Genomic DNA, 21,694 nt, shown 5'->3' on the forward strand with positions numbered 1-21,694 from the left:
TATGAGCCGAACGGCCGACTATCGTCAACAAGGCAGCAAATGGATGCGCGAGCCGTCCAACGGCACGCGTCTGGTGGTGTTCGCGGCGGGACTGGATATCGAACACCTGGATTTGCTGCACCACAGTTTCAGTTGCTTTGAAAACGTTGCGCTGATGCAGGTCGAGGCGGCGCCGCCGGACGCCGCGCTGTTCGATGCACGCCTGCCCACCTGCGATTACTGCGTGGTGGTGGCCGGCGAGTTGGACAAGCGCTTCCTGCGCGATTTGCCCAAGCGCAAGATCAGCATTTACCCGATCGCCGAACAAGCCCCGCGCGAGCGCTCGGTGATTGAAGCGGTGGAACACGTCAAGAGCCTGGCCCGGGCCACGCCGGCGCCACGCCTGGAAACCGACACAGACCTGTGCAGGAGATGCCCATGAACCCGTCCGATCTGCAAGCCCTGTTCCCAGGGCAAACCCCGCAAGACGCCGAGGAACTCATGGAGTGGCGCGAGGCCTTGCAGTCGGTGATCGCCCATGGCGGCGCCGGGCAGGCCAAACAGATCATGGACATGCTGGTGACGCTGGCCAGCACTGCCGAAATCGGCTGGCGGCCGCGCCATGGCACGCCCTACATCAACACCATCAGCGTCGAGCAGCAGCCGGTGTTTCCCGGTGACCTGGCGATGGAAGAACGCCTGGCCTCGATCATGCGCTGGAACGCGCTGGTCATGGTTGCCCGGGCCAATCAGGCGTACGGCGAACTGGGTGGCCATATCGCCAGCTACGCCAGCGCCGCCGATCTGTTCGAGGTGGGCTTCAACCATTTCTTCAAGGCGCGCACCCCCGACAGTGGTGGCGACCTGGTGTTCTACCAGCCGCATTCGGCGCCCGGCGTCTATGCGCGGGCGTTCCTGGAAGGGCGCCTCGAAGAGCAGGACCTGCAACACTACCGGCAGGAAATCGGCGCGCGTGCCCAGGGCGCCCGGGGCCTGTCGAGCTATCCGCACCCGTGGTTGATGCCAGACTTCTGGCAGTTCCCAACCGGTTCCATGGGCATCGGCCCGATCAGTTCGATCTACCAGGCGCGCTTCATGCGTTACCTGGACCATCGTGGCTTGCAGGACACTGCCGGGCGCACCGTCTGGGGCGTGTTCGGCGATGGCGAGATGGATGAACCGGAAAGCATGTCGGCGCTGACCCTGGCGGCGCGTGAAGGCCTGGACAACCTGGTGTGGGTGGTCAACTGCAACCTGCAACGCCTGGACGGCCCGGTGCGCGGCAACGGCCGGATCATCGACGAGCTGGAAGCGCTGTTCGGCGGTGCGGGCTGGAACGTGATCAAGCTGGTGTGGGGTTCCGACTGGGACGGTCTGTTCGCCCGCGATCACGACGGTGCGCTGGTCAAGGCGCTGTCCGATACGGTCGACGGCCAGTTCCAGACCTTCGCCGCCAAGGACGGGCGCTTCAACCGCGATCACTTTTTTGGCCAGAACGAAGCCCTGGCGCACCTGGCCCAGGGCCTGACCGACGAGCAGATCGACCGCCTCAAGCGCGGCGGCCATGACATGGTGAAGATCTTCAGCGCCTATCACAGCGCCGTGCGCGAAGGCAGCAAGCCCACGGTGATCCTGGCGCAGACCAAGAAGGGCTTCGGCATGGGCGATGCCGGGCAGGGCAAGATGACCGTGCACCAGCAGAAGAAACTCGACAAGGACGCGCTGATCGCCTTTCGCAACCGCTTCAACCTGCCATTGAGCGACGAACAGGCCACCTCGCTGAGCTTCTTCAAGCCGGCGGCCGACAGCGCCGAGATGCGGTACCTGCACGAACGTCGCCAGGCCCTGGGCGGCTTCCTGCCGTCGCGGCCCACCACCGCGCCGTCCCTGACGGTGCCGGAGCTCGACAGCTATGCCGGGTTTGCCATCGCCGCCGATGGCAAGGAAATGTCCACCACCATGGCCTTCGTGCGCCTGCTCAGCGGGCTGCTGCGCGACAAGCAACTGGGGCCGCGCATCGTGCCGATCGTCGCCGACGAGGCGCGCACCTTCGGCATGGCCAGTCTGTTCAAGCAGATCGGCATCTACTCCAGCGTCGGCCAGCGTTATGAGCCGGAAGACATCGGCTCGATCCTGAGCTACCGCGAAGCGCTGGACGGGCAGATTCTCGAGGAGGGCATCAGCGAGGCCGGGGCGATCAGCTCCTGGGTGGCCGCCGCGACCAGCTACTCGGTGCACGGCCTGCCGATGCTGCCGTTCTACATCTACTACTCGATGTTCGGCTTCCAGCGCATCGGCGACCTGATCTGGGCGGCGGCCGACCAGCGTGCCCGCGGTTTCCTGCTCGGCGCCACGGCGGGGCGCACCACCCTGGGGGGCGAAGGCTTGCAGCATCAGGACGGCAACAGTCACCTGATGGCGTCGATGGTGCCCAATTGCCGGGCGTACGATCCGGCGTTCGCCGGGGAGTTCGCGGTGATCCTCGATCACGGCATGCGCCAGATGCTCGAACGCCAGGTCGACGAGTTCTATTACGTCACGCTGATGAACGAAAACTACCCGCAGGCGAGCCTGCCGGAAGGGGCCGAGGCGGCGATCATCAAGGGCATGTACCTGTACGCGAGGCAGGAAGTCGAGGATGCCCGCGGCACCGTGCAATTGCTCGGCTCCGGGGCAATCCTGCTGGAGGTGATCGCCGCCTCCGAATTGCTGGCGAGCGACTGGAACATCGACAGCGAAGTGTGGAGCGTCACCAGCTTCACCGAGCTGGCCCGCGAGGCTCGCGAAGTCGAACGCTGGAACCGCCTGCATCCCACTGAACCGTCACGGCGCAGCCATGTCGAGGACTCGCTGACGGTCACGGCGCCGATCATCGCCTGCACCGACTACGTGCGTGCCTTGCCGCAACTGATCGCCAGCTACGTCAATGCGCCTTACAGCGTGCTGGGCACCGATGGTTTTGGCCGCAGCGATACCCGCAGTCAATTGCGCCGTTTCTTCGAGGTGGATCGCCACCAGATCGTGCTCAGCGCGCTGACCTCGCTGGTGCAGGACGGCAAGCTCGACGCCGCCGTGTGTAGCGAGGCGATTGCGCGCTACGCCATTGATGTCGATGCGCTGGCGCCCTGGGACGCTTGAGCCCGGGCTTGAATCGAATTTTCAGGAAGCAGTCATGAACAACGTGCATGAAGTACGAGTGCCCGACATTGGCGATGCCAGGGATGTCGGGGTCATTGAAATCCTGGTCAAGGCCGGCGATGCGGTGCTCGAAGGCCAGGCGCTGATCATTGTCGAGACGGACAAGGCGTCCATGGAGATTCCCTCGCCGCAGGGCGGGGTGCTGCATTCGCTGACGGTCAGTCTGGATGACAAGGTCAGCCAGGGTTCGCCCATTGCCCTGATCGAATGCAGCGCGGCGTCGCAGGTTGCGGCGCCGGAGCCTTCGGCCGCCGTGGCGCCGGTGGTGCAACCGGCACCCGCTGAGCCGTCAGCGCCGCTCATCGAGGTGAAGGCAGCGCCCACGGACTTGCCGCTGGCCTCGCCTTCGGTGCGCAAGTTCGCCCGCGAGCTGGGGGTGTCGCTCAAGGGCATCGAGGGCTCCGGGTTGCGCCGGCGCATCACCCGCCAGGATGTGCTGGCACATGTCAAAGGCAGCCTGAACACCCAGGTGTCTGAAACCCGCGCCCAGCCGCTGGGCGGCCTGCTGCCCTGGCCGCTGGTGGACTTCGCCCAGTACGGCCCGGTGCAGACCCAGCCGCTGTCGCGAATCAGGAAACTCAGCGGCGCCAACCTGCATCGCAACTGGGTGATGATTCCCCACGTGACCAATCATGACGATGCCGATATCACCCTACTGGAGCAGTTTCGCCAGCAGGTCAACCAGGAACAGGCCGGCCAAGGGGTCAAGCTGACCCTGCTGGCGCTGTTGATGAAGGCCTGCGCGGCGGCCTTGAAGGCATTCCCGGAGTTCAATGCCAGCCTGGTGGGCGAAGAACTGGTGTTGAAGGGCTACTGCCACATCGGTTTTGCCGCCGATACGCCCCAGGGGCTGGTGGTGCCGGTGATCCGCGATGTCGACCGCAAGGGCGTGCTGGCGATTGCCGGGGAGATGGCGGTGCTGGCGCAAAAGGCCCGTGCGGGCAAGTTGAGTGCCGCCGATATGAGCGGCGGCTGCTTTTCCATTTCGTCCCTGGGCGGCATCGGCGGGACGTATTTCACGCCGATCATCAACGCCCCCGAAGTGGCCATCCTCGGCGTCGGCAAGAGCCGCGAACGGCTGGCGCTGGAGGACGGGCAGGTGGTCACGCGCCACCTGCTGCCGCTGAGCCTGAGCTGGGACCATCGGGTCATCGACGGTGCCGCAGCCGGGCGCTTCAACGCCTTTCTGGGCAGTGCGCTGGCTGATTACCGGCGCCTGCTGCTGTGACGGCGGCGGACGCGGGATTGGCCTTGCGCCAGGTCAGCAGGACGATGCCGGTGACGACGATGGCGCCGCCGATCACCTGGCCGGCGCTGAGCATCTGATCCAGCACCACCCAGCCCATCAGCAGGGTGGCCAGCGGTTCGATGTTCATCACCGGGGCGTTGCGCGGCATGTCCAGGCGCGGCACGCACATGAACAGGCCGATGAAGCCGGTGCCGTAAAGCACCACCAGCGTGGCCAGCGCCCACCAGCCCGTGGCGCTGGCCGGCAGGTTCAGGCCGCCGGGGAGGGCGCCGGTGACGCCGGCGAGGTTAACGCTGCTGAACACGATGAAAATGGTCAGCAGGCTGCGCACCGAACCGCGCACCGACGACAGCTTGTGGTCGGTGATCCACAACGCACAGGCGAACACGCTGGCGGCACAGAAGGCCAGGGCGATGCCGAGCAACCATTCGGGGCCGACCTCGCTGTTGGCGGCCAGGCGCCCGGGCACGTCCAGCACGAACACCAGGCCAAGCAGGATCAGGCCCATCAGCATGGCGGTGCGTGCGGTCGGGCGCGGGCCACCCAGGGCCCAGGTGAGCAGGGCCAGCAGGATCGGGAACACGTTGCCCACCAGCAACGCCAGGGCCACCGGCACCCGGGCGACGGCGGAGTACAGGCACAGGCTCTGGGTGGCGATCAGCAGGCCCAGCAGCACTTGCCAGCGCCAGGCACCCGCCGGCAGACGCAGGCTCTGGCGTTGCCACAGCACCAGCGTCGCCAGCACCAGCAACGTCCCGCCCGAGCGCATCAGGATCGCCAGCAACACCCCGGCGCCGTCATCGAAGGCGACGCGGGCGGCGACATGGTTGCCGGCAAACGCACAGCCCATGCACAAAAGGATCAACACGGCGAGGTGGCGGGGGAAGGGGGACGGAGTGCTCTGGAGGGTCATGGCAGGGTCTCTGGCGACGGCAGATTATTATTATGTTGTCGTACGACTTACGGGTTTTTACCGCATATGCTGCGACGGGACAAGGCTTCAAGTGCGATAGAGATCGTACGACTTTGCGCGCCGATGTTTTTTTCGGGCGGACACATTGCAGATACATGAATGCGCTTTCATGGCGGCGTCACCTTCCCACAAGAGAGTTCTGCCATGTTCCGCAAACTGCAGCATGTCGCCCGTTTCTTCAGTCAGGGCGCGCGCCTGATGGTGGGCGTTCCGGACTACGACAACTACGTCGCCCTGATGGCGCGTAATCATCCGGGGGAACCGGTGATGAGCCAGTCGGCGTTCTTCCGAGAGCGCCAGGAGGCGCGTTACGGCAAGCGCAGTTGCACGACGCGCTGCTGCTGAAGCTTCAGGCGAAAAGCCCTGGCTTGTGAGAGCCGGGGCTTTTTTGTGTCTGGCGGATTTGGGAAGTTCACCCCTCCCTTGTGGGAGCGAGCCTGCTCGCGATGGCGGTGTGCCGACCCCATCTCTGTTAACTGACACACCGCTATCGCGAGCAGGCTCGCTCCCACAGGGAAAAGGGTGTTTGTTCGAAGATGTAACAGGCTAACGAACCCCTCTTGCCGAGAAACTGAACACTTGTTTAGTATCAGCCTCAGTTTGTACCTCAAGTCCAAATACAACAACGACGAGGGCCTTTCATGACTTCGCAACCATCACTGCTCAACCGCGTTGAAAACGGCATTGCCTGGATCACCCTCAACCGCACCGAGCAACGCAATGCGCTGGACATTCCCACCCTCAAGGCCCTGATCGCGGCGCTCGATGCCCATGACGCCGACCCCGCCGTGCGGGTGCTGGTATTGACCGGCAACGGCAAGGGTTTTTGCGCCGGTGCCGATGTGGCCGAGTGGGCCGATGCCGAGCGTCGCGGCATCCTCGAAACCTACGGCTGGACCGAAACCGCACACCAGTTGATGAACCGCCTGCACGGTTTCAGCAAACCGACGATTGCTGCGATCAACGGCATCGCCGTGGGTGCCGGGATGGATTTGAGCCTGTGCTGCGACCTGCGCGTCGCTGCCCGGTCGGCACGTTTCAAGGCCGGTTACACCGGCATGGCCTACTCGCCGGACGCAGGCGCCAGTTGGCACCTGCCGCGCTTGATCGGCGTGGAGCAAAGCAAGCGCCTGCTGTTTCTCGATGAACTGTGGAGCGCCGACCGTGCGCTGGCCACCGGCCTGGTGGGCGAGGTGTGTGCCGACGAAGAACTGCTCGCCCACACCACAACTTTGGCCACGCGCCTGGCCAGCGGCCCGACCTTCGCCTTCGCCCAGACCAAGGTGCTGATCGAGGGCGGCGCCCAGCGCAGCCTTGCCGAACAACTGCACGCCGAACAGGCCGCTGGCCTGCTTTGCGGGCGCAGCCAGGACGGCGCCGAAGCCCTCAAGGCTGCCGTGGAAAAACGTACGCCTCATTTCATCGGCCAGTAATCGAACCGCAGGTGCCCCATGAATTTTCAACTGACCCAAGAGCAGGACATGCTGGTCGAGTCCGTGCGCAGCTTCGTCGAAAAGGAACTGCTGCCCCATGAAGAGGCGGTCGATCGCGCCGACGCCGTGCCGCCGGAGTTGGCCGCGCAAATCCGCGCCAAGGCCCTGGCCGCCGGTTTCTATGCGTTCAACATGCCCGAGGAAGTGGGCGGCGGTGGCCTGGATTACCTGTCCCAGGCGCTGATCGAACGGGAACTGTCCAAGGTGTCGTGGGCGCTGCATGTGTTCGTCGCGCGTCCGTCGAAGATCCTCATGGCCTGCAAGGGCGCGCAGATCGAGGATTACCTGCTGCCCTGCGTGCGCGGGGAGAAGATCGACTGCTTTGCGCTGACCGAACCGGGCGCCGGTTCCGACGCCAACGCGATCAAGACCCGTGCCGTACGCGACGGCGATGACTTCGTGATCAACGGCAGCAAGCATTTCATCAGCCATGCCGGGCATGCCGATTTCGCCATCGTGTTCGCGGTCACCGACACCTATGAACACAACGGCCGACAGCGCAACGCCGTGACCTCGTTCCTGGTCGATTGCGACAGCCCCGGCATGACCATTCGCCGTGGCCCCAAATGCGTGAGCAACCGTGGTTACCACACCAGCGAAATCTTCTTCGACGACTGCCGCGTGCCCGCGTCCAAGGTACTGGGCGAAGTCGGCAAGGGCTGGGACGTGGCCAACGCCTGGCTGACGGCCGGGCGGGTGATGGTCGCGGCCAACTGCGTCGGCCAGGCGCAGCGGGCGCTGGACGTGTCGCTGCAATGGGCCGCCGACCGCAAGCAGTTCGGCCACGCCATCGGCACCTACCAGGGCATCTCTTTCAAGCTGGCGGACATGGCCACGGAAATTCGCGCCGCCGAACTGCTGGCGCTGAACGCAGCCTGGAAAATGGACCAGGGCAGCATGACCGACGGCGACGCCGGCATGGCCAAGCTGTTCGCCAGCGAAGTGCTGGGCCGGGTGGCGGATGAGGCGGTGCAGATTTTCGGCGGCATGGGCCTGATGGATGAGGGCCCGGTGGAGCGCATCTGGCGCAACGCACGGATCGAGCGGATCTGGGAGGGCACCTCGGAGATCCAGCGGCACATCATTTCCCGCGAGCTGCTGCGGCCACTGCTGCGCTGATTGCCAAGGAGAAGCCCATGTCGATCAGAGACAACCTCAAGCGTCTGCTCAACCCCCGGCACCTGGCCTTCGTCGGCGGGCGCAGCATGGCGCGGGCGCTGAAGCGCTGCGCCGACGGCGGTTTCACCGGCCCGATGTGGCTGGTCAACCCGCAACACACGACCCTCGAAGGCGTGCCGTGCGTGGCGTCCATCGCCGACCTGCCTTGCGCGCCGGACGGCGTGTTCATCGCCACCAACCGTGAACTGACGCTGGCCTGCATCGGCGAGCTGGCCGCCAAAGGCGCTGGCGGCGCGATCTGCTACGCCTCCGGTTTTGCCGAAATCGGCGAGCAAGGGGCGGCGCTGCAACAAGAGCTGCTACAGGCGGCCGGCGACATGGCGCTGCTCGGCCCCAACTGCTACGGCCTGCTCGACTACCTGCACAACGTGGCGTTGTGGCCGGTGGCCCATGGCGGCAAGACGGTAGAGAAGGGCGTGGCGATCCTGACCCAGAGCGGCAACTTCGCCTACAACCTGTCGATGAGCGACCGCTCGCTGCCGCTGGCCTACATGGCGTCGGTGGGCAACCAGGCACAACTGGGCGTGGCCGAGCTGATGGACGCCTTGCTCGACGAGCCTCGGGTCACCGCCATCGGTCTGCACTTGGAAGGGCTGAAGAACGTGCCGGGCTTTGCCCGCGTGGCGCACAAGGCCCTGGAGCAAGGCATCCCGGTGATCGCGCTGAAAACCGGGGTGTCGCAGATCGGCGCCGAGTTGGCGCTCAGCCACACCAGTTCGCTGGCCGGTTCCGATGCGCTGTACGACAGCCTGTTCGAGCGCCTGGGGGTGATTCGTGTCAGTGGCCCGGTGAGTTTTGTCGAGACCCTCAAGGCCGCTGCCTGCGGCAACCTGCCGGCGGGGCCGAGCCTTATCGCGTTGGCGTGTTCCGGTGGCGATGCCGGGCTGATCGCCGACTACGCCGAACGCAATCACCTGGGCTTGCCCAAGCTCGCCGCCGAGCAACGGCTCGCGCTGGCGCAGGTGCTGCCCAGCTACGCCAACCTGGTCAATCCGCTGGACTTCACCACGGCGATCTGGGGCGAGCGCGACGCCCTGCAACAGATGCTCGATACGGCCCTGCAAACCCCGGCTGACGCGGCGCTGCTGGTGCTCGACTATCCCGCTGAATTCACTGGCGAGCGTAAGGAATGTGATTTGCTGCTGGAGCTGTTTTGCCAGGGGCTGGAACGCCACGGCAAGGTTGGCTTTGTCACCTCGGCTTTCCCCGAGCTGCTGCCGGCCAGCGCCCGTGAGCGTCTGCACGCCAGGGGCGTGGCGGCGCTGCAAGGTGTCGAGGATGGCCTGGCGGCCTGGGCGTGCATCGCCCATTACCGCGCGCGTCGAGAAGCCTTGCTCGGTGGCGGGCAATCGGCACTGGCGTTGCTCTGCCCGCAAGCGGTGGCGGGGCAGGGGCAACTGCTGGATGAGTGGCAATCGAAACAGGCCTTGCGCCCGTTCGGCCTGCCGTTGCCAGACGCGCGCCTGTGCCATCCGGACCAGGCCCTGGAGCAGGCGGGCAGCCTCGGTTACCCGCTGGTGCTCAAGGTGGTCAGCGCCGAGCTGCCGCACAAAACCGAGGCCGGCGGCGTTGCCCTCAATCTCAAGGACGAGCAGGCCCTGAGCGCCGCGCTCGAACGCATGCGCAACCAGCTTGCCCAGCATGCGCCGACGGTGGCCTTCGATCAGGTCTTGCTCGAACGCATGGCCGCACCGCCGCTGGCCGAGTTGATCGTCGGCATCAAGCGCGAAACCGGCTTCGGCCTGGCGCTGGTGATCGGCGCCGGCGGGATCCTGGTCGAGCTGCTCAAGGACAGCCGCAGCCTGTTGCTGCCGACCACCGACCAGGCCATCCACGATGCGCTGTTGGGGCTGCGCTGTGCGCCGTTGCTCACCGGCTTTCGCGGCGGCCCGGCGGTGGACATGCCGGCGCTGGTGCAGGCGATTCGTGCAGTGGCGGACTACGCCTGCGAGAACGCCGAGCGCCTGCTGGAGCTGGATGTGAACCCTTTGCTGGTCAATGCCGACGGCGCGTTGGCGGTGGACGCGCTGATCCGCCTGGCCTGAGCACTCACGATGAAATTTCAAGGTTGAGCCCATGAATGTACTGATACTCCACGCCCATCCCGAACCGCAATCCTTCACCAGCGCTTTGCGCGATGAGGCGGTGCAGACCTTGCAGGCCCAGGGGCACGAGGTGCAGGTTTCCGATCTGTACGCGATGAACTGGAACCCGGTGGCCAGCGCCAAGGATTTTTCCCAGCGCGATAACCCCGACTACCTGGTGTACGCCCTCGAACAACGCCTGGGGGTCAAGGGCAAAAGTATCGCGCCGGACATCCAGCAGGAGCTGGACAAGCTGCTGTGGGCTGACCTGCTGATCCTCAACTTCCCGATCTACTGGTTCTCCATGCCGGCGATTCTCAAGGGCTGGGTCGACCGGGTGCTGGTGTCCGGCGTCTGTTACGGCGGCAAGCGTTTCTACGATCAGGGCGGCCTGACCGGCAAGAAAGCGCTGGTCACCGTCACCCTCGGCGGGCGCGAGCACATGTTCGGTGAAGGCGCGATCCACGGCCCGCTGGAAGACATGCTGCGCCCGTTGCTGCGCGGCACGCTGGCGTATGTCGGCCTGGACGTGCTGCCGCCGTTCGTGGCCTGGCACGTGCCGTACATCAGCCACGAGGCGCGCGAGCAGTTCCTGGCGGACTATCGCCAGCGCCTGACACATCTGGAACAGGATTCGTCGCTGGTTTTCCCACGTCTTGCGCAGTTCGACGAGGCGCTGTATCCCATCCGCTGACGCAATGCTGTACCGTCAGCCTTCGATTGTCTGAAGGGCTGGAACACTATGGCGGAGCAAGCGCACTTTCTGCGCATGGACCCGGAATCGCGCAAGGCCAACCTGGTGGCGGCGACGTTGACCTGCCTGAAAAAGTACGGGTTCGTCGGCACCTCGATCCGCAAGATCTGCGCCGAGGCCGGGGTGTCGGTGGGGCTGATCAGTCATCACTATGCCGGCAAGGACGAGCTGGTGGCGGACGCCTATCTGCACATCACCGGGCAGGTGATGAGCCTGCTGCGCGAGGCGGTGGCGAATGCGGGCGAGGGCGCGCGGCAACAGTTTTCGGCGTTCTTCGAAGCGTCGTTTTCCCCGCGCATGCTCGACCCGCAGTTGCTCGAAGCGTGGCTGGCGTTCTGGGGCGCGGTGAAAACCGCCGATGCGATCAACCGCGCCCACGATCACTCCTATGGCGAGTACCGCACGATCATGGGCGAAGCCTTGCGCCTGCTGGCGCAGGAGGAGGGCTGGGAAGCCTTCGACAGTGGCTTGGCCTCGATTGGTCTGAGCGCCTTGCTCGATGGCCTGTGGCTGGAGGCCGGGCTCAACCCCGAAACCTTCACGCCGGCCCAGGGCGTGCAGATCTGCGAAGCCTGGGTCGATGGCCTGCAAATGGGCGGGTATCGACGCTTCGTCGTGGGGTGAAAGCGGCTTGTTGATCACCTGTTCAGCAAGCGCTAGAGTGCAGCCATCGCTTCGAATAATGACAAGACGAACAGGAGCCAGGCCATGACGGGGTGTGTGCTGATTGTGAGCGACGATGCGCAGGTCCACCAACCGCTGCGCAGCATTCTCGAGCCGCACGGGTTCGAGATCCACGGCGCCGGCTCGCTCGCCCAGGCCGACGCCTGCCTCGCCGGCTTGCCCGTCGCCCTGGTGCTGCTCGATGCCCGCTGGCCGGATGCCCTGGCCGTGACCCGGCAATGGCGCGAGGGTTCGTCGGTCGGGATCATGCTGATTGGCGACGACACCGACCGGCTGGCGGCGCTGGAGTGCGGCGCCGACGAATACCTGGTGCAACCCGTGCAGCCCCGGGAACTGCTCGCCCGTGCGCGCAACCTGTTGCGTCGGGTCAACCCGCCCGTGCCAATGGATACCCATCTCAAACGCTTCGCCGGCTGGACTCTCGACACCGGTCGCCGGCGCCTCAAGGCTGGCGACGGTCGGGAAACCCCGCTCAGCCATGGCGAGTTCCAGTTGCTCAACGTGTTCATGCGCAACGTCGGGCTGACCTTGAGTCGCGACCAGTTGATGGATCAGTTGCGCAACCGTGAATGGCTGCCCAATGACCGCTCCATCGACGTGCTGGTGGGGCGCCTGCGGCGCAAGTTGCAGGACAACCCCGCCGACCCCGAGTTGATCATCACCATCCATGGGGCAGGCTACCTGTTCACCGCGGCCGCTTCGTTGGCGGCCTGAATGTTCGAAGATGTAACAACTCCCGCTCGGCTTTTTTTGTAAAGCCGAGTAATCCCTTCAGAAACAAATAATTAGCCAGCTTTTCCAGCGTGTTTTGGCGTTTCGCGAAGGTATTGCCTCGCTGTTGAACGAGTGTTTAATATCGACAGCGTCCGATGGCTCAAACAACAACAAGACGAGGGCTGGCATGAACGCACAATCGACCCGGCAACCCACCTCCACGACCCTCACGGGTGGCCAGGCGCTGGTGCGTCTGCTGGCCAATTATGGGGTCGATACCGTGTTCGGCATTCCCGGCGTGCACACCCTGGAGCTGTATCGCGGCCTGCCCGGCAGCGGCATCCGCCATGTGCTGACCCGCCACGAGCAGGGCGCCGGCTTCATGGCCGACGGTTATGCCCGGGTCAGTGGCAAGCCGGGGGTGTGCTTCGTCATCACCGGCCCCGGTGTCACCAACGCCGCGACCGCCATTGGCCAGGCCTACGCCGACTCGATCCCGATGCTGGTGATTTCCAGCGTCAACCACACCGCCAGCCTCGGCAAAGGCTGGGGTTGCCTGCACGAAACCCAGGACCAGCGCGCAATCACCGCGCCCATCACCGCGTTTTCCGCCGTGGCCCTGAGCACTGACGACCTGCCGCAATTGATCGCCCGCGCCTTTGCCGTGTTCGACAGCGAACGGCCACGGCCGGTGCATATTTCCGTGCCGCTGGACGTGTTGTCCGGGACGATCAGCCGCGACTGGAGTGGCGAGGTGGTGCGCCGTCCCGGACGTGGTCTGCCGGATGCCCAGGCATTGAACGAAGCCGCCCGACGCCTGCAAGACGCCCGGCGGCCGATGATCATCGCCGGCGGTGGCGCCTTGGCGGCGGGCGCTGAGTTGCAGGCCCTGAGCGAACGCCTTGCCGCGCCGCTGTTCACCAGCGTTGCCGGCAAAGGCCTGCTCGCGCCGGATGCGCCGTTGAATGCCGGCGCCAGCCTGTGCGTGCAAGCGGGTTGGGAATTGATCGCCCAGGCGGATGTGGTGCTGGCGGTCGGCACGGAAATGGCCGACACCGATTACTGGCGCGAGCGCCTGCCGCTGGAAGGCGAGGTCATTCGCGTCGATATCGACTCGCGCAAGTTCAACGACCTCTACCCCTGCGCCGTGGCCCTGCACGGCGATGCTCGGCAAACCCTGGGCGCGTTGCTCGAGCGGCTGCCCGACGCCGCGCGCGAAGCGGTGGACGCCGCACGTGCCGTGGCCCAGTTGAAAGCAGCGGTGCGAGCCGGCCACGGTGAGTTGCAGGCCCTGCATCAGCGCATCCTCGACCGCATCGCCGCCGCGCTGCCCGCCGATGGTTTCATCAGCAGCGACATGACCCAACTGGCCTACACCGGCAACTACGCGTTCGACAGCCAGGGCATCCGCAGCTGGCTGCATCCCACCGGCTACGGCACTTTGGGTTATGGCTTGCCGGCGGGCATCGGCGCCAAGTTCGGCGCCCCGCAACGCCCCGGCCTGGTGCTGGTGGGGGACGGCGGGTTTCTCTACACCGTGCAGGAACTGGCCACAGCCGTCGAAGAACTCGACAGCCCGTTGGTGGTGCTGCTGTGGAACAACGACGCGCTGGGGCAGATCCGCGACGACATGCAAAACCTGGACATCGAACCGGTGGGCGTGCTGCCGCGCAACCCGGACTTCGCGCTGCTGGCCACGGCCTTCGGCTGCACGGTACGCCAGCCGCAGAACCTGGCGGAACTGGAGCGCGATTTGCGCCAGGGCTTTGAGCACGCCGGGGTGACGCTGATCGAACTCAAGCACGCTTGCGCGATGGGCTGACGACCTGTGCCATGGCCCACCTCCTGTGGGAGCGAGCCTGCTCGCGATAGCGGTGTGACAGTCGATGCAAATGTTGAATGACACGCAGCCATCGCGAGCAGGCTCGCTCCCACAGTCTGGTGGGGGATGTGCCACTGTCGTGAAAACGACCTGTTTACCCTGAACACGAACAGTTTTGTCTTTTCTGTTGAACGACTGTTCAACCTCGACTATGTTGGCTCCACCATCCCCCGGTTGGTTGCGGGCTTGCGTTTCTTCACTTCGAACGAGGCACTGGCATGCGGTTTTCACCCTTTGTTGAACGGATAGCAGGCGACGGCGTAGCCGCCTGGGACATTCACAACGCGGCGTTCGAAGCCAGGCGCCGGGGTGAGGATGTGATCATCCTCAGCGTGGGCGATCCGGATTTCCCCACGCCCGACTTCATCACCGACGCCGCCATCCACGCCCTGCGCGAAGGCGATACCCACTACACCGAAATCGCTGGCCGCCAGGCCCTGCGCGAAGCCATCGCCACGCGCTACGGCAAACTGTTCGATCGCGAGCTGCAAGCCTCCAACGTGATCATCGTCGCCGGTGCGCAGAACGCCTTGTTCGCCACCTCGATGTGCCTGCTCAACGCCGGCGACGAGGTGATTGCCCTCGACCCGATGTACGTGACCTACGAAGCGACCCTCAAGGCCTCCGGCGCCACCCTGGTGCGGGTGCCGTGTGCGGCCGATGCCGGTTTTCGCCTGGATGCCGCCGTGCTGGCCAAGGCCATCACTCCGCGCACCCGGGCGATTTTCTTTTCCAACCCGAACAACCCCACCGGTGTAGTGCTCAGCCGCGAAGAACTGCAGGGCATCGCCGACCTCGCCATCGCCCATGACCTGTGGGTGGTGGTGGACGAGGTCTACGAAAGCCTGGCGTTCGAGCGCGAGCACGTGAGCCTGGCGGCGTTGCCGGGCATGGCCGAGCGCTGCGTGGTGATCGGCAGCCTGTCGAAATCCCACGCCATGACTGGTTGGCGCACCGGTTGGATCGTCGCCGACCCGGCGCTGGTCGCCCATGCCGAAACCCTGGTGCTGAGCATGCTCTACGGCTTGCCGGGGTTCGTCATGGAAGCGGCGCTGACGGCGGTGCAGGCCCATGACGAAGTGACCCACGGCATGCGGGACATCTACCGTCATCGCCGTGACCTGGTGGTGGCGGGGCTGGCCGACTGTCCGGGCATTTCGGTGCTCACCCCCGATGCCGGGATGTTCGTGCTGATCGACGTGCGCGCCACCGGCCTGACCTCGCTGGAATTCGCCTGGCGCCTGCTGCGCGAGGCCGGCGTCTCGGTGCTGGACGCGGCGGCGTTCGGCGAGCCGGCGCAAGGTTTCGTGCGGCTGTCGTTCACCCTCGGTGAAGAACGCCTGAGCGAGGCGTGCCGGCGCATTCGCGATTTCGTCCGGGTCCTGCACGGCGAAGCGCCGCGACCTGCACTTGGCGCTGTCAGCGCAACTGCTGCGGCCGTCGAGCCGGTGGTGGCCAGGACCATGATCGAGGTCGATCAACTGCACAAACGCTTTGGCAACATCGAGGTGCTCAAGGGCGTTTCGCTGACCGCGCGCGAGGGCGATGTGATCTCGCTGATCGGCGCCAGCGGCTCGGGCAAGAGTACCTTGCTGCGCTGCATCAACATGCTCGAAGTGCCGGACCAGGGGCGCATCCTGGTGGACGGCGAAAGCATCCAGCTCAACCACACCCGTCCTGGCGCGCCGCTGGTGTCCGACACCAAGCAATTGGTGCGCATCCGTTCCAGCCTGGGCATGGTGTTCCAGAACTTCAACCTCTGGCCCCATCGCACGGTGCTGGAGAACCTCATCGAGGCGCCGACCCAGGTCCTGCGCGAAAGCCGCGCCGAGGCCACCGAACGGGCCGAAGCCTTGCTCGAACGCGTAGGGCTGGCGGCCAAGCGCAACGAGTACCCGGCGTTCCTGTCCGGGGGGCAGCAGCAACGGGTGGCCATCGCCCGGGCCCTGGCCATGCGGCCCAAGGTCATGCTGTTCGATGAACCCACCTCGGCACTCGACCCGGAACTGGTCGGCGAAGTGCTGCGGGTGATCCGCTCCCTCGCGGAGGAAGGCCGGACCATGATCCTGGTGACCCATGAAATGGCCTTCGCCCGCGATGTGTCGACCAAGATCGCCTACCTGCACCAGGGGCTGATCGAGGAAACCGGTTCGCCGGATGAAGTGTTCGTACACCCACGCAGTGAACGTTGCCGGCAGTTCGTCAACGCTCACCAGACTCGCTAACGCATCATAAAAAGACGGGAAAACATCATGGGAAATCGACGTTTGGCAAACTGGTTGACCGGCGTGGCCTGCGTAATGCTGGCCGGGATGAGTGCGGCGCAGGCCCAGCCGATCAGGTTCGCGGTGGCCGCCGAACCCTATCCGCCGTACACCGAAAAGCAGGCCAATGGTGAGTGGAAGGGCTTCGAAGTGGACCTGATCCACAAGCTGTGCAGCGAGATGAAAGCCGAGTGCGAGATCAAGGAAGTGGCGTGGGACGGCATCATTCCTTCGTTGCTGGCGAAGAAGATCGACGTGATTTTCTCCTCCATGTCGGTGACCGAAGAACGGGAAAAACAGATCGCCTTCAGCAAGGCCTACTACGACTCGGTGGTCGCCGTGGTCGGGCCGAAAAACGTCTCGGTGAAGAAGTACCCCGATGACCTCAAGGGCAAGACCATCGGCGTGCAGAACTCGACGGTCAGCGCCAGCTACCTGAAGACCTACTACGAAAAAATCGCCGACGTTAAGTATTACGACACCCAGGATTCGGTCAACGCCGACCTCATCGCCGGGCGCCTCGACCTGATGATGGCCGACGGCACCGCCATGGCCGCCTTCGTCAAGACGCCGGACGCCAAGGACCTGGCCTACCTCGGCGCCGTCCCGTACGACCCGATCTTCGGCAAGGGCGTGGGCGCCGGGCTGCGCAAGGACGACGCCGAGCTCAAGGCCAAGCTCGACAAGGCAATCACCTCGCTGCTGGCCAGCAAGGACTATGACGACCTGTCCGAGCATTACTTCGGGACCAGCGTGAAACCGGCGTTCTGATCGAGTCCCTGTGACCGTACGAATGTGGGAGCGAGCCTGCTCGCGATAGGGCGTGTCAGACGACATTGATGTGAATGACGGACCGCAATCGCGAGCAGGCTCGCTCCCACAAAGAGCAAATCAGGGGACGCGGAGACCGAAATGTTCGAGTTGATCAGTTTCAGTGAAACCGGCTGGGGCGGGGCGTTGTTGCGGGGGTTGTGGATGACCCTGCAGATCTCCGCCGGGGCCTTTGTCCTTGGCCTGTTGATCGGGCTGGTGGTGGCCTGTCTCAAGCTCAACGGCCCACGGCCGATCGCCACGCTGATGCGCGGCTACACCACCCTGTTTCGCGCCGTGCCCGAGTTGCTGTTGATCCTGTTGCTGTATTACGTCGGCTCCATGCTGATCAACGCGTTGATGGCCGAACTGGGTTATGGCGTGGTCAATGTCAGCGGTCCGCTGGCGGCCATCGTCGTGCTCGGGCTGGTGCAGGGCGCCTACGCCTCGGAGATTTTCCGCGCGGCGATCCAGGCGATTCCCTACGGCCAGATCGAAGCGGCCAAGGCCTTCGGCCTGCACGGCCTGGCGCTGTTTCGCCGGGTCACGCTGCCGATCATGGCGCCCTATGCCATGGCGGGGATGGCCAACCTGTGGATCAACCTGATCAAGGACAGCGCATTGATCAGCGTGGTCGGCACCAACGAGCTGTTGTACACCGCCAAGCAAGGCGCGGGTTCGACACGCCATTACCTGTTGTTCTACCTCACGGCCGCCGCTATGTATTACGCGGTGACGCTGGTGTCCAACTACCTGTCGGGACGGCTGGAGCGACGCATTCGTCGCTGGATGCCCTTGGTCGAGTGATTGAAATGATTCCAGCGTGGATAGTCGAATACGCCGAGCTGTTGGGTCGCGGCCTGCAAACCACCGTCAGCCTGTTGCTGCTGTCCAGTGTCTGCGGTTTTCTGCTGGCGATCCTCGTGGCACTGGCGCGTATCTCCCGATACAAGGTGATCGCCAGGGCCAGCCTGTTCTACACCAGCGTGTTCCGGGGCACGCCGCTGCTGATCCAGATCTACATCTTCTACTACGGACTGGGCAGCCTGTTCGCGCAGTTCCCGCTGATTCGCGGCAGCTTTGTCTGGCCCTACCTGCGTGACGGCTACTGGTACATCGTCTTCGCCCTGGTGCTGTCGATGGGCGCCTACGTCGGCGAGGTGATTCGCGGCGGCCTGCTGGCGGTGCCCAAAGGCGAGATGGAAGCGGCCTCGGCCTTCGGCATGACCGCGCGCCAGTCGTTGCTGCGCGTGCGCCTGCCTCGGGCCATGCGCCTGCTGTTGCCAACGCTCGCCGGTGAAACGGTGATGCTGCTCAAGTCCACGGCGCTGGCCTCGACCATCGCCGTGATCGACCTGCTCGGCGCCGCCAACGTGGTGCGCGCGCAAATCCTGCAAGTGTACGAACCGCTGTTGCTGGTGGCGGGGGTGTACGTGTGCCTGACCTTCCTGATCGAAGCGCTGTTCGGCTTCATCGAGCGCAGCGGCACACCCGTGCGCAGGTCCGCCTGATGCAAACGCCAGCACGTGTCGACCGCTCGTTGCAAGGCATCGGCCTGTGCACGCTGGGGTACGCGTTCCTGGCGTTGCAGGACGCCGGCATCAAGTGGCTGGTGGCCGATTATTCGGTGGTCACCATCCTGTTCTGGCGCAGCCTGGTGGTGGTGCTCGCCTGCCTGACGATCGGCCGGCTGCGCATGGTGCGGCGCGCCTGGCACTCGCCAAGCCGGCGCCTGCTGGTGGTGCGCGGCTTGCTCTCGCTGGTGGCGTGGGTGCTGTATTACACGGCGGCCCGCGACCTGACGCTGGCGGAGATGACCACGCTGTATTTTTCCGCGCCGATCATCGTCACTGTGCTGGCGACCCTGATCCTCAAGGAACGGGCCAGTGGCTGGCAGTGGCTGAGCCTGGTGATCGGTTTTATCGGCGTGATCATCGCCTGCCGCCCGAGCCAGATGGCCGATCCGCTGCCCATCGCGCTGACCCTGCTGGCGGCGCTGTGCTGGGCGTTCACCTACATCCAGTTGCGCCAGGTCGATGAGCAGACCTCGGTGCTGGAACAGCTGTTGATCACCAACATGGTGTTCGTGGTATGCATGACCCTGGCTTTGCCCTGGGCCCACACCCCGACACCGACCCTGGGATGGGTGCAGATGATCGGCGCTGGACTGGTGGGCGGCATCGGCCAGTTTCTGGTGTTCGCCAGTTTCCAGCGCGCCACCGCCACAGTGCTGGCGCCGTTCGAGTACACCGGGCTGATCTGGGCGTTCCTGCTGTCGAGCCTGGTGTGGGGCACGCTGATGGATGTGTCGCTGATTATCGGTGCCGGGCTGATTGCGGTCAGCGGCACCCTGGCGATGATCTTCGGCCGGCATCCGTCACAGGACGTCGTCGGCGCCGAATGCTCCGTGACGCAGCCCCTTTACCCAGCAGCGACTGATGTGCAGGCCGTTGGCGGGGCTGAAGGTGTCGGGGTTCAGGCACCACTCGAGCCAGAGTCCGTCGAGCATCGCCGATAGGCCGATGGCGGCCAGGCGCGTGTCGTGGATCACGAAGCCCTCGGCGGCAGCCAGGTCATCGAGCAGGGTGCGCAGCAGGTCGAGGTAGGCGCGGTAACTTTTTTCGTGGGACTGGCTGACGTCGTCCGAGTGGCGGATCAGGCTCCAGAACACCACCCACACACCGAGCAATTTGGGGTCCATGACCCGGGGGGAAAACGAGCCGACGAGGAAGGTGTCCATCTTCTGCGCTGGCGTGCCGGCCTGCTGGATTTCCTGCTGCAGGGCCGTGGTCAGCTCGCTGGCGAGCTTGTGGTAGGTGTCGGCGATCAAGGCGTCGATGCTGCCGAAATGATGATTGAGCAGGCCGACGGACACCCCGGCCTCGCTGGCGATGCGCCGCACGGAAATCCCGGCGTGGCCATCGCGGGCCAGGCAACGCAGGGTGGCGGCGACCAGTAGTTCACGGCGCTCGTCGGGTTCAACGCGACGGTATTTGGGGGAGTCGGTAGTCACATCGAAATCCTTGGTTACGATGTTGCCGAGCTTAGTTGAGCGTTCGTTCAATAGCCAGCGTTGGCCGCAACGGTTTTCACAGATATTCAGGGGAGGGCAGTGCAATGGCGCAGGATGTTTCATTCGACGTTCACAACAATAACGGCGATCCGGTGCGGGTCGGTGCCTGGCGCTTCAGCGGCCAGGGCCGCGGGCCCGTCGTGCATCTACAGGCGGGAGTGCACGCCGATGAAATCGCCGGAATGCTGGTGCTGCACCTGCTGATGCAACGCCTGCAAAGCGCCCAGGACCAGGGCCGTCTGATTGGCCAGGTGACGGTGGTGCCGCAGGCCAATCCGCTGGGGATCGGCCAGTTCCGCCAGGGGCGCATCCTCGGTCGTTTTCACGATGCCACCGGGCACAATTTCAACCGTGGGTTCGACCAGTCCGCCGCCATGCCCCAGCCTTCGACCAACGTGCAGCACTGGCAGAAGAGCCTGGTGCAACTGGCCGCTGGCGCCGAAGTGGTGCTGGACCTGCACACCGACGACGAAGCCTTGCCTTACCTGTACGTGCACCGCCGTTTCGCGACCCAGGGCCGGGAACTGGCGGCGGCGATGAAGATGGACGTGGCGATCATCTGGGATGAAGGGGGCGACGGCTCCTTCGAGGAAACCGTCATCGCCCCCTGGCTGCGCGACGGCGTCAGCGACCGGCACATGGCGGCGACCCTGGAGCTGCGCGGGCAGGGCGATGTCGCCGACGTGTTTGCCGAGCAGGATGCCCAGGGGCTGTACACCTGGCTGTGTTATTGCGGAGTCATCGACGAACCGTCGACGCTCGCCGACTGGCCGGTCGAGGTCAGGGACATGGGGCAGATGGAGACGCTGCTGGCGCCGCAACCGGGCGTGCTGATCTTTGAAAAGGCACTGGGGGATTTCGTCGAGGAAGGCCAGCGCTTTGCGCGCATTCTCGGCCGGCCGGGCGACCCGTCTTCCGAAGTGGTGCTGTACGCCGAGCAGGCCGGACGGATGGTCACGCGCTATCGCGATCGGCTGGTGGCCAAGGGCATGGTGGTGGCCAAGTTCACCGGCAGCCGTGTTTCGCGTAACTGGAACGGAGGATTGCTCGACCCCAACTGAGGGGCCGAGCCCTCGGGTCAGAACGAGCAGACCGCGCCCTGGAGGACCACGCGGCCGAATTGCGCGTTGTCGTCCAGCGGGGTGATGGCCAGCAATTGGTCGAGGCGGATCTCTTGCGGGCCATCGGCGTTTTCCACGCAGAAAAACTCTTCCTTGTCGCTGGACGTACGCGTGGTCAGCCCCTTGGCGGTGAGGCTGGCGCCGTCGATCAACTCGATGTGCAACTGGTAGCCGCGCAGGCAGGCGATTTCCAGGTAGTCGTGCAGATCACAATCCAGGGGCTGATACACGTTCATG

General features: G+C 64.9%; 19 protein-coding genes and 1 pseudogene. 17 read left to right on the plus strand and 3 right to left on the minus strand.

Translation table 11 applies throughout. The features are described 5' to 3' along the window. Window position 1: 1 nt before the first annotated feature. Genes ABVN20_RS03990 through ABVN20_RS04000 form a run of 3 tightly spaced genes read left to right on the plus strand, consistent with a single transcriptional unit; the run spans window position 2 to window position 4,405 of the window. On the plus strand, window positions 2-421 hold the full coding sequence (locus tag ABVN20_RS03990) for a hypothetical protein (protein WP_368554197.1): 420 nt from the start codon (window positions 2-4) through the stop codon (window positions 419-421). Continuing rightward, on the plus strand, window positions 418-3,117 hold the full coding sequence (gene mdeB, locus ABVN20_RS03995; protein WP_368554198.1) for an alpha-ketoglutarate dehydrogenase: 2,700 nt from the start codon (window positions 418-420) through the stop codon (window positions 3,115-3,117). The genes ABVN20_RS03990 and mdeB overlap by 4 nt, the downstream gene beginning before the upstream one ends. A 34-nt stretch (window positions 3,118-3,151) precedes the next feature. Continuing rightward, window positions 3,152-4,405: a dihydrolipoyllysine-residue acetyltransferase gene (locus ABVN20_RS04000; protein WP_368554199.1), complete on the plus strand. Its 1,254-nt coding sequence runs from the start codon at window positions 3,152-3,154 to the stop codon at window positions 4,403-4,405. Here the strand turns inward: ABVN20_RS04000 and ABVN20_RS04005 are convergent. After that, window positions 4,353-5,339, minus strand: coding sequence for a DMT family transporter (locus ABVN20_RS04005; protein ID WP_368554200.1), 987 nt, complete (start codon window positions 5,337-5,339; stop codon window positions 4,353-4,355). The genes ABVN20_RS04000 and ABVN20_RS04005 overlap by 53 nt on opposite strands. Window positions 5,340-5,543: 204 nt before the next feature. On the opposite strand from ABVN20_RS04005, the gene ABVN20_RS04010 reads away from it, so the two are divergent. From ABVN20_RS04010 to ABVN20_RS04070, 13 genes are all read left to right on the plus strand, one after another. Beyond that, complete coding sequence (locus ABVN20_RS04010; RefSeq protein WP_368554201.1) at window positions 5,544-5,744, plus strand: YbdD/YjiX family protein; 201 nt, start codon at window positions 5,544-5,546, stop codon at window positions 5,742-5,744. Window positions 5,745-6,040: 296 nt separating this feature from the next. Further along, window positions 6,041-6,832, plus strand: coding sequence for an enoyl-CoA hydratase/isomerase family protein (locus ABVN20_RS04015; protein ID WP_368554202.1), 792 nt, complete (start codon window positions 6,041-6,043; stop codon window positions 6,830-6,832). 18 nt (window positions 6,833-6,850) lie between these two features. Further along, a complete protein-coding gene (locus ABVN20_RS04020) occupies window positions 6,851-8,011 on the plus strand; it encodes an acyl-CoA dehydrogenase family protein (RefSeq protein WP_368554203.1) in 1,161 nt (386 codons plus the stop codon). A 17-nt stretch (window positions 8,012-8,028) separates the two neighbouring features. Then, window positions 8,029-10,116 (plus strand): acetate--CoA ligase family protein, encoded by a 2,088-nt coding sequence (locus ABVN20_RS04025; RefSeq protein WP_368554204.1) that lies wholly within the window; start codon window positions 8,029-8,031, stop codon window positions 10,114-10,116. Between the two features lie 31 nt (window positions 10,117-10,147). Continuing rightward, window positions 10,148-10,849 carry an NAD(P)H-dependent oxidoreductase gene (locus ABVN20_RS04030; protein ID WP_368554205.1) on the plus strand — a complete coding sequence of 234 codons (702 nt, stop codon included), beginning with the start codon at window positions 10,148-10,150 and terminating at the stop codon, window positions 10,847-10,849. 48 nt (window positions 10,850-10,897) lie between these two features. Further along, on the plus strand, window positions 10,898-11,533 hold the full coding sequence (locus tag ABVN20_RS04035; protein WP_368554206.1) for a TetR family transcriptional regulator C-terminal domain-containing protein: 636 nt from the start codon (window positions 10,898-10,900) through the stop codon (window positions 11,531-11,533). 84 nt (window positions 11,534-11,617) lie between these two features. Next, window positions 11,618-12,307, plus strand: coding sequence for a winged helix-turn-helix domain-containing protein (locus ABVN20_RS04040; protein WP_368554207.1), 690 nt, complete (start codon window positions 11,618-11,620; stop codon window positions 12,305-12,307). A 187-nt stretch (window positions 12,308-12,494) separates the two neighbouring features. After that, window positions 12,495-14,129: a 5-guanidino-2-oxopentanoate decarboxylase gene (locus ABVN20_RS04045; RefSeq protein ID WP_368554208.1), complete on the plus strand. Its 1,635-nt coding sequence runs from the start codon at window positions 12,495-12,497 to the stop codon at window positions 14,127-14,129. A gap of 278 nt (window positions 14,130-14,407) precedes the next feature. Next, complete coding sequence (locus tag ABVN20_RS04050; protein ID WP_368554209.1) at window positions 14,408-16,414, plus strand: aminotransferase class I/II-fold pyridoxal phosphate-dependent enzyme; 2,007 nt, start codon at window positions 14,408-14,410, stop codon at window positions 16,412-16,414. Window positions 16,415-16,441: 27 nt separating this feature from the next. Next, complete coding sequence (locus tag ABVN20_RS04055; RefSeq protein ID WP_368554210.1) at window positions 16,442-17,224, plus strand: transporter substrate-binding domain-containing protein; 783 nt, start codon at window positions 16,442-16,444, stop codon at window positions 17,222-17,224. A 141-nt stretch (window positions 17,225-17,365) separates the two neighbouring features. Next, window positions 17,366-18,070 (plus strand): ABC transporter permease, encoded by a 705-nt coding sequence (locus tag ABVN20_RS04060; RefSeq protein WP_368554211.1) that lies wholly within the window; start codon window positions 17,366-17,368, stop codon window positions 18,068-18,070. Between the two features lie 5 nt (window positions 18,071-18,075). Next, the gene (locus tag ABVN20_RS04065) at window positions 18,076-18,774 is read left to right on the plus strand and encodes an ABC transporter permease (protein WP_368554212.1); all 699 of its coding nucleotides are present in this window, start codon (window positions 18,076-18,078) and stop codon (window positions 18,772-18,774) included. Continuing rightward, the gene (locus ABVN20_RS04070) at window positions 18,774-19,781 is read left to right on the plus strand and encodes a DMT family transporter (protein ID WP_368554213.1); all 1,008 of its coding nucleotides are present in this window, start codon (window positions 18,774-18,776) and stop codon (window positions 19,779-19,781) included. Before ABVN20_RS04065 ends, ABVN20_RS04070 begins: the two co-directional genes overlap by 1 nt. Here the strand turns inward: ABVN20_RS04070 and ABVN20_RS04075 are convergent. Continuing rightward, a pseudogene (locus ABVN20_RS04075) lies at window positions 19,737-20,399 on the minus strand (TetR/AcrR family transcriptional regulator); the annotation flags it as partial. The gene ABVN20_RS04070 and the pseudogene ABVN20_RS04075 sit on opposite strands and share 45 nt — an antisense overlap. On the opposite strand from ABVN20_RS04075, the gene ABVN20_RS04080 reads away from it, so the two are divergent. Beyond that, a complete protein-coding gene (locus ABVN20_RS04080; RefSeq protein ID WP_368554214.1) occupies window positions 20,381-21,397 on the plus strand; it encodes a succinylglutamate desuccinylase/aspartoacylase family protein in 1,017 nt (338 codons plus the stop codon). The pseudogene ABVN20_RS04075 and the gene ABVN20_RS04080 overlap by 19 nt on opposite strands. Before the next feature lie 17 nt (window positions 21,398-21,414). On the opposite strand, the gene ABVN20_RS04085 is transcribed toward ABVN20_RS04080, so the two are convergent. Next, window positions 21,415-21,693 (minus strand): Rho-binding antiterminator, encoded by a 279-nt coding sequence (locus ABVN20_RS04085; protein ID WP_368554215.1) that lies wholly within the window; start codon window positions 21,691-21,693, stop codon window positions 21,415-21,417. Window position 21,694: the final 1 nt, after the last annotated feature.

The sequence above is a fragment of the Pseudomonas sp. MYb118 genome (assembly GCF_040947875.1).
Taxonomy (GTDB): Bacteria; Pseudomonadota; Gammaproteobacteria; order Pseudomonadales; family Pseudomonadaceae; genus Aquipseudomonas.

Excerpts from the sequence above, each read along its gene's own strand:
- ABVN20_RS04080 (WP_368554214.1), top strand. The coding sequence starts at position 20,381 with ATGGCGCAGGATGTTTCATTCGACGTTCACAACAATAACGGCGATCCG.
- ABVN20_RS04015 (WP_368554202.1), top strand. The coding sequence starts at position 6,041 with ATGACTTCGCAACCATCACTGCTCAACCGCGTTGAAAACGGCATTGCC.
- ABVN20_RS04040 (WP_368554207.1), top strand. The coding sequence starts at position 11,618 with ATGACGGGGTGTGTGCTGATTGTGAGCGACGATGCGCAGGTCCACCAA.
- ABVN20_RS04020 (WP_368554203.1), top strand. The coding sequence starts at position 6,851 with ATGAATTTTCAACTGACCCAAGAGCAGGACATGCTGGTCGAGTCCGTG.
- ABVN20_RS03990 (WP_368554197.1), top strand. The coding sequence starts at position 2 with ATGAGCCGAACGGCCGACTATCGTCAACAAGGCAGCAAATGGATGCGC.
- ABVN20_RS04035 (WP_368554206.1), top strand. The coding sequence starts at position 10,898 with ATGGCGGAGCAAGCGCACTTTCTGCGCATGGACCCGGAATCGCGCAAG.
- ABVN20_RS04050 (WP_368554209.1), top strand. The coding sequence starts at position 14,408 with ATGCGGTTTTCACCCTTTGTTGAACGGATAGCAGGCGACGGCGTAGCC.
- mdeB (WP_368554198.1), top strand. The coding sequence starts at position 418 with ATGAACCCGTCCGATCTGCAAGCCCTGTTCCCAGGGCAAACCCCGCAA.
- ABVN20_RS04055 (WP_368554210.1), top strand. The coding sequence starts at position 16,442 with ATGGGAAATCGACGTTTGGCAAACTGGTTGACCGGCGTGGCCTGCGTA.
- ABVN20_RS04005 (WP_368554200.1), bottom strand. The coding sequence starts at position 5,339 with ATGACCCTCCAGAGCACTCCGTCCCCCTTCCCCCGCCACCTCGCCGTG.
- ABVN20_RS04065 (WP_368554212.1), top strand. The coding sequence starts at position 18,076 with ATGATTCCAGCGTGGATAGTCGAATACGCCGAGCTGTTGGGTCGCGGC.
- ABVN20_RS04060 (WP_368554211.1), top strand. The coding sequence starts at position 17,366 with ATGTTCGAGTTGATCAGTTTCAGTGAAACCGGCTGGGGCGGGGCGTTG.
- ABVN20_RS04070 (WP_368554213.1), top strand. The coding sequence starts at position 18,774 with ATGCAAACGCCAGCACGTGTCGACCGCTCGTTGCAAGGCATCGGCCTG.
- ABVN20_RS04025 (WP_368554204.1), top strand. The coding sequence starts at position 8,029 with ATGTCGATCAGAGACAACCTCAAGCGTCTGCTCAACCCCCGGCACCTG.
- ABVN20_RS04045 (WP_368554208.1), top strand. The coding sequence starts at position 12,495 with ATGAACGCACAATCGACCCGGCAACCCACCTCCACGACCCTCACGGGT.
- ABVN20_RS04085 (WP_368554215.1), bottom strand. The coding sequence starts at position 21,693 with ATGAACGTGTATCAGCCCCTGGATTGTGATCTGCACGACTACCTGGAA.
- ABVN20_RS04000 (WP_368554199.1), top strand. The coding sequence starts at position 3,152 with ATGAACAACGTGCATGAAGTACGAGTGCCCGACATTGGCGATGCCAGG.
- ABVN20_RS04030 (WP_368554205.1), top strand. The coding sequence starts at position 10,148 with ATGAATGTACTGATACTCCACGCCCATCCCGAACCGCAATCCTTCACC.
- ABVN20_RS04010 (WP_368554201.1), top strand. The coding sequence starts at position 5,544 with ATGTTCCGCAAACTGCAGCATGTCGCCCGTTTCTTCAGTCAGGGCGCG.